We start from the raw sequence: 6,857 nt of genomic DNA, 5'->3' as shown, positions 1-6,857 counted from the left end.
TACTTGATTAGCCGCCCGGAGTGCTCCAATGCCTGATTACCGCTCGAAAACATCTACCCACGGCCGCAACATGGCCGGCGCGCGCGCACTGTGGCGTGCCACGGGGATGAAAGATGACGACTTCAAAAAGCCGATCATCGCGATTGCCAACTCGTTCACCCAATTCGTACCCGGCCATGTCCACCTCAAGGACCTGGGCCAGTTGGTCGCCCGCGAGATCGAACGCGCCGGCGGTGTAGCCAAAGAATTCAACACCATCGCCGTGGATGACGGCATCGCCATGGGCCATGACGGCATGCTGTATTCGCTGCCGAGCCGCGAGATCATCGCCGATTCCGTGGAGTACATGGTCAACGCCCACTGCGCCGACGCCATCGTGTGCATCTCCAACTGCGACAAGATCACCCCCGGCATGCTGATGGCCTCCCTGCGCCTGAATATCCCGGTGATTTTCGTGTCCGGCGGCCCGATGGAAGCCGGCAAGACCAAGCTCGCCTCCCACGGCCTCGACCTGGTCGATGCCATGGTCATCGCCGCCGATTCCAGCGCTTCTGACGAGAAGGTCGCGGAATACGAGCGCAGCGCCTGCCCGACCTGCGGTTCGTGCTCCGGCATGTTCACCGCCAACTCGATGAACTGCCTGGTAGAAGCCTTGGGCCTGGCGTTGCCGGGTAACGGCTCTACCCTGGCCACCCACAGCGACCGCGAGCAATTGTTCCTGCAAGCCGGCCGCACCATCGTCGAGCTGTGCAAGCGTTACTACACCGAGAACGATGAGTCGGTGTTGCCGCGCAACATCGCCAACTTCAAGGCGTTCGAAAACGCCATGACCCTGGACATCGCCATGGGCGGTTCCACCAACACCATCCTGCACTTGCTGGCCGCCGCCCAGGAAGCCGAGATCGATTTCGACCTGCGCGACATCGACCGTCTGTCCCGCCACGTGCCGCAACTGTGCAAAGTCGCGCCGAACATCCAGAAGTACCACATGGAAGACGTGCACCGCGCCGGCGGGATCTTCTCGATCCTGGGTTCCCTGGCCCGCGGCGGCCTGCTGCACACCGACCTGCCGACCGTGCACAGCAAATCCCTGGCCGAAGGCATCGCCAAATGGGACATCACCCAGACCACCGACGAAGCCGTGCATCACTTCTTCAAGGCCGGCCCGGCAGGCATCCCGACGCAAACCGCGTTCAGCCAGTCGACCCGTTGGGACACCCTCGACGACGACCGTGAAAACGGCTGCATCCGCAGTGTCGAGCACGCCTACTCCCAAGAAGGCGGCCTGGCCGTACTGTACGGCAACATCGCCCTCGACGGCTGCGTAGTCAAAACCGCTGGCGTGGACGAGTCGATCCACGTGTTCGAAGGCCGCGCCAAGATCTACGAAAGCCAGGACAGCTCGGTACGCGGCATCCTCGCCGACGAAGTCAAAGAAGGTGACATCGTCATCATCCGTTACGAGGGCCCGAAAGGCGGCCCGGGCATGCAAGAGATGCTCTACCCGACGTCGTACCTCAAATCCAAAGGCCTCGGCAAAGCCTGCGCCCTGCTGACCGACGGCCGTTTCTCCGGCGGCACCTCGGGCCTGTCCATCGGCCACGCTTCTCCAGAAGCCGCTGCCGGTGGCGCGATTGGCCTGGTGCAGGATGGCGACAAAGTGCTGATCGACATTCCGAACCGCTCGATCAACCTGTTAATCAGCGATGAAGAACTGGCTGCACGCCGTGTCGAGCAGGATCAGAAAGGCTGGAAGCCTGTGGAAAAACGTCCACGCAAGGTGACCACTGCACTGAAGGCTTACGCCCTGCTGGCAACCAGCGCCGACAAGGGTGCTGTGCGTAACAAGGCGATGCTCGACGGGTTGTAAACCTTAACTGCCGAACAAAAAATGCCCCGCCAAGTGCGGGGCATTTTTTTGACCAAAATCCCTCAGCCAATGGAGATCAACTGTGGGAGCGAGCCTGCTCGCGAAAGCGCCGGGTCAGTCAACATCAATGCTGAATGACCCACCGTCTTCGCGAGAAGGCTCGCACCTACATTGGATCTTCGGTCTTACTGAATCTCGTCAGGCTTGACGATCACCCAGTTCTTGTCCGCCGTCACCGGCAGCCCTTCCTTGGCCTGGGCCGCTGCGTGCTTGGCCATCATGCCGTTGAGTTGGGTCATGTACTTGTCNTTGCGGTTGACCCACAAGTGGATGCCGCCCTTGGCCACGTCGACGCTGTGGAACAGCATGAAACCGTCGCTGCTCGGGGTGTCGCCGCCCACGAGCACCGGTTTTTTCCATTCATCGATGTAGGTCAGGATCGCCGCTTGCTTGCCCGCCATCCAGGTCGCCGGGGTCCACAGGTAAGGGGTCAGTTCCAGGCCCAGGTTGGCCTTCTCGTCATATTTGCCGGCAGTGATTTGTTTGCGTGCGGTGGTCAGCTCGCCAGTCTTGCGGTCCTTGAGCAGGGTGCTCACGCCGATGACGTTCTCGGGTTTGACGTTGTAGCCGTACTTCGGATCGGCAGCGACCATGCGCACCAGTTCCTCGGACGCGGCGGTCATCACGTAGACCTCAATGCCATTTTCCATCAGCTTGTTGTAGAGCTCAGCCTGGCCGGTGAAGACTTTTGGTGGCTGCACGTCGAGGTTCTTGACCACATCGCCTTCGTAATAGGTCGCCGGCACTGGCTTGCCGGAAGCCATCATCTCATCGACGTAGCCTTTGAGTTCCTTAAGGGTGAAGCCGGAGAAGATCTGCGCCACCCACGGGTAGCAGACCATGTCGTCGACTTCACAAAGGCGGTAGTAGTAGCTGAACAGGCTTTCCTTGTGTTCAGCGGTGTCCTTGAACGGGATCAGTTTCAGGGANGGGTCCATGGTGTCGCGGGTGATCAGGCCCTTGTTTTCCAGGTACGGCAGCAAGGACTCTTCAAGATCATAGCGGTAGCTGGTGTTGTCCATGTCGAACACCGCGAAGTTACCTTTGTTGGCGTTGGCCGCAATCATCGCGTCCAGCGCCTTGGCCTGATCGGCTGGCCAGTGTTTCAAATCCGTGGCGAAGACCTGACCGGCGAGGCCAAGACAGAGTGCTGCTGCGAGAAATTTCGGTGCGAGTTTCATCGGCGGTTTCTCCCTGATCCAAAGATATCGACGCTAACAAATAAGTGTGACAGCTCTCGCCTGCCAGCGACCGCTCGCGTCCCTTTCGCGCCAAGTGCATCCCCGACAGCGACACCGGCTTATTCCAAAAACGACAGTTATCAGACTTTTTTGATATTAATTCATTGGAAATCAAGCTGTTAGGCTTCGCGATCCGCAGCTGCCCCGGAAGGTGGCTGGCACAAGTCACTTTCGGAGTTCACATGAATCTGCCGCTGATCCTCAATCTGCTGGTATTCCTCGCCCTGCTCTTTGGCTTGGCGCAAACCCGTCACACGACGTGGAGCTTAGCTAAAAAAGTCCTGCTCGCGCTGGTGTCGGGCGTGGTGTTTGGTGTCGCTTTGCACACGATTTACGGTGCCGGCAACCCAGTGCTGAAAGCCTCGATCGGCTGGTTCGATCTGGTGGGCAACGGTTACGTGCAGTTGTTGCAAATGATCGTCATCCCGCTGGTGTTCGCCTCGATCCTCAGCGCCGTGGCGCGTCTGCACAANGCCTCGTCCCTGGGCAAGATCAGCTTCCTGACCATCGGCACGCTGCTGTTCACCACGGCGATTGCGGCGCTGATCGGCATCGGCCTGACCAACCTGTTCGGCCTCACCGCCGAAGGCCTGGTGGCCGGCACCCAGGAAATGGCGCGCCTGCAAGTGATCCAGAGCGATTACGCCGGCAAGGTCGCCGACCTGAATATCCCGCAATTGCTGCTGTCGTTCGTGCCGGCGAACCCGTTCGCCGACCTGGCGCGCGCCAAGCCGACGTCGATCATCAGTGTGGTGATTTTCGCTGCATTCCTGGGGGTTGCCGCGCTGCAACTGCTCAAGGATGACGTGGAAAAAGGCCAGAAAGTAATCAACGCCATCGACACCCTGCAAGCCTGGGTGATGCGCCTGGTGCGCCTGGTGATGAAGCTGACGCCGTACGGCGTGCTGGCGCTGATGACCAAAGTGGTCGCCGGTTCCAACCTGCAAGACATTATCAAGCTCGGCAGTTTTGTGGTGGTGTCGTACCTGGCGCTGGGCCTGATGTTTGTGGTGCACGGCCTGCTGCTGTCCCTGGCCGGGATCAACCCGCTGCGGTTCTTCCGTAAAGTGTGGCCGGTGCTGACGTTTGCCTTCACCAGCCGCTCCAGCGCGGCGACGATTCCACTGAGCATCGAAGCGCAGACCAGCCGCTTGGGCATCCCGCAATCCATCGCCAGTTTCGCCGCGTCGTTCGGCGCGACCATTGGCCAGAACGGCTGNGCGGGCCTCTACCCGGCGATGTTGGCCGTGATGGTTGCGCCCACTGTCGGCATCAACCCGCTGGACCCGCTGTGGATCGCGACCCTGGTGGCGATTGTGACCTTGAGTTCGGCCGGTGTGGCCGGCGTGGGTGGCGGTGCGACGTTTGCCGCGTTGATCGTGCTGCCGGCGATGGGCTTGCCGGTGTCATTGGTGGCGTTGCTGATTTCGGTTGAGCCGCTGATCGATATGGGCCGCACGGCGTTGAACGTGAGTGGTTCGATCACGGCCGGGGCGATTACCAGCCAGATCATGCAGCAGACGGATAAAGAACTGCTGGATGCCGATGAGCATGCGGAGTTGGCGCACGCTTAAGACTGTAATTGTCTGCGCGGGCCTCATCGCGGGCAAGCCCGCTCCCACAGGGATCGCAGGTGTTCACATAATTTGTGTTTCACCTCGACCACTGTGGGAGCGGGCTTGCCCGCGATGCTTTTAGGCTTTTTCCCAGACTTCGAAGTTGTACGCCGGCTTATCATCCACAGCCGGATTCTCAATGTTCGACACCAGTTTCCACTGCCCCACATCAAACTCCGGAAACCACGCATCCCCTTCCGGGCTCAGCGCCACTCGGGTCAGATACAACCGATCCGCCTGCGCCAGCCCTTGCGCATACAACTGCGCGCCGCCAATCAGCATCACCTCATCGACGCCCTGCTCCTTCGCCCATTCCTGCGCGCGAACCACGGCGGCCTCCAGCGACGGATAAACCTCCGCACCTTCCAGCACCAAGTCGGTCTGACGGCTGACCACGATGTTCAAGCGCCCCGGCAACGGTCGGCCCAGCGAATCCCAGGTCTTGCGCCCCATGATGATCGGCTTGCCAAGCGTGGTGGCCTTGAAGTATTTGAAATCCCCCGGCAAATGCCAGGGCATGCTGTTGTCGACGCCGATCACACGGTTTTCACCGAGGGCTGCGATCAGGCTTAAAGGGAGTGATTTAGTCATGCCAGCGAGGATACCAGAGCCTCCCGTACCCCGATAAGCGCCACAGCGGTTATGCTCACAGCTCATTTGAGCGACGGGATGCCGCGTGACTGAACTGACTCCACTGCAAAACCTCTGGCTGACCGAGACGGTGCGCCTGCGTGAAGAACACGCCGGCCCGCTGGAAGACCTGGAAGCCAACCGCCTGGCCCGCNNGGCCGGCGGCGANCTGCCGATGCGCATTCAGCGCCGGGCCGTGTGGCTGGCCGAGCGCGATGGTTTGGCCGACGCCCTCAAACACTGGCTGCAAGGCGCGCGACTGGCGCTGATCGTGATGGCGGTGCTCGCCGTCGTCAGCGGCGCTGGTCTTGCGTTTGCCGCACTGGGTGACGGCCAGACCCCGGTAAATGTGTTCTGGGCCCTGGGCAGTCTGCTGGGGCTCAATCTGATTCTGCTGTTGAGCTGGGCATTGGGCCTGCTGTTTGCCGGCGAACACAGCGCCAGCCTCGGCCGCCTGTGGTTGTGGCTCAGCGAAAAACTCGCGCGTGATGCCAAGGCCGCGCAACTGGCGCCGGCGTTGCTGCTGTTGTTACAGCGCCGAAAACTCAATCGCTGGGCGGTCGGCGTGCTGGTCAACGGCTTGTGGTTGCTGGCGTTGCTCAGTGCGCTGGTTATCGTGCTGATGCTGATGGCAACCCGACGCTACGGCTTTGTCTGGGAAACCACCATTCTGCGTGGCGACACCTTCGTCGCCATGACCCAGGCCCTAGGCGCCCTGCCAGCCCTGCTCGGTTTCAGCGTGCCCAGCGTGGAGATGATCCGCGCCAGCGGCGATTCCGCCCTGAACATCGAAAGCGCTCGCCAAGCCTGGGCCGCATGGCTGGTGGGCGTGTTGCTGGTCTACGGCGTGTTGCCGCGTCTGGTGCTGGTGCTGTTCTGCCGCTGGCGCTGGACCTCCGGCCAAGCCGCTTTGCGCCTGGATTTGAACCTGCCCGGTTACGCCCAATTGCGCGAACGCCTGATGCCCACCAGCGAACGCCTCGGCATCAGTGATGCCGCACCTGCGCAACTGCATCGTGTCGAAAGGGGCGTCAGTGAGCAGCAAAGCGACGGCGCGTTGCTGGTGGCCATCGAGCTNGACGATCAGCACCCCTGGCCGCCCAAACTGCCGGCCAGCGTGAAAAACGCCGGCATCCTCGACACCCGCGAATCGCGCAACAAACTGCTGGAACAACTCACCCGCTTCCCGCCCGCGCGCCTGGCTATCGCTTGCGACCCACGGCGCTCGCCCGACCGTGGCAGCCTGGCGCTGATCGCCGAGCTGGCACGCAGCGCCGCCGCGACCCGCGTGTGGTTGCTGCAAGCGCCGCCCGGCGAAGCACTGGATGCCGAACGCCTCGGCGACTGGCACATAGCGCTGCAACAGCTGGACCTGCCGTTCGCCGATTGTGTGCCTGTGAACTGGCTGGAGACCGGTCATGACTAANNCCTGNAAANCNC

The 6,857-nt window shown here is 61.4% G+C and carries 5 protein-coding genes; 3 read left to right on the top strand and 2 right to left on the bottom strand.

Going from position 1 to position 6,857, the window contains the following annotated elements; genetic code table 11:
- The first annotated feature begins 28 nt into the window (after nt 1-28).
- On the top strand, nt 29-1,870 hold the full coding sequence (gene ilvD, locus B7L09_RS19040; protein WP_094470151.1) for a dihydroxy-acid dehydratase: 1,842 nt from the start codon (nt 29-31) through the stop codon (nt 1,868-1,870).
- A gap of 185 nt (nt 1,871-2,055) precedes the next feature.
- Here the strand turns inward: ilvD and B7L09_RS19035 are convergent, their stop codons facing one another.
- Nucleotides 2,056-3,111 (bottom strand): HAD family hydrolase, encoded by a 1,056-nt coding sequence (locus B7L09_RS19035; protein WP_094470150.1) that lies wholly within the window; start codon nt 3,109-3,111, stop codon nt 2,056-2,058.
- A gap of 242 nt (nt 3,112-3,353) precedes the next feature.
- Here B7L09_RS19035 and B7L09_RS19030 point away from each other — a divergent pair, with 242 nt between their 5' ends.
- Nucleotides 3,354-4,745 carry an L-cystine transporter gene (locus B7L09_RS19030; protein ID WP_094470149.1) on the top strand — a complete coding sequence of 464 codons (1,392 nt, stop codon included), beginning with the start codon at nt 3,354-3,356 and terminating at the stop codon, nt 4,743-4,745.
- Nucleotides 4,746-4,865: 120 nt separating this feature from the next.
- Here B7L09_RS19030 and B7L09_RS19025 read toward each other — a convergent pair whose 3' ends face one another.
- Complete coding sequence (locus tag B7L09_RS19025) at nt 4,866-5,378, bottom strand: dihydrofolate reductase (protein ID WP_094470148.1); 513 nt, start codon at nt 5,376-5,378, stop codon at nt 4,866-4,868.
- A gap of 85 nt (nt 5,379-5,463) precedes the next feature.
- Between B7L09_RS19025 and B7L09_RS19020 the strand changes: the two genes are divergently transcribed.
- Nucleotides 5,464-6,843: a DUF2868 domain-containing protein gene (locus B7L09_RS19020; protein ID WP_094470147.1), complete on the top strand. Its 1,380-nt coding sequence runs from the start codon at nt 5,464-5,466 to the stop codon at nt 6,841-6,843.
- The last annotated feature ends 14 nt before the right edge of the window (nt 6,844-6,857 follow it).

It is taken from the genome of Pseudomonas mandelii (assembly GCF_002251635.1).
Lineage (GTDB): Bacteria > Pseudomonadota > Gammaproteobacteria > Pseudomonadales > Pseudomonadaceae > Aquipseudomonas > Aquipseudomonas mandelii_B.
Note: the sequence above shows the minus strand (reverse complement) of the source record. Positions and strands in the feature narration are given on the sequence as shown.

What these genes read in the sequence shown, in the direction of transcription:
- ilvD (WP_094470151.1), top strand. Translation starts at nt 29, where the DNA reads ATGCCTGATTACCGCTCGAAAACATCTACCCACGGCCGCAACATGGCC.
- B7L09_RS19025 (WP_094470148.1), bottom strand. Translation starts at nt 5,378, where the DNA reads ATGACTAAATCACTCCCTTTAAGCCTGATCGCAGCCCTCGGTGAAAAC.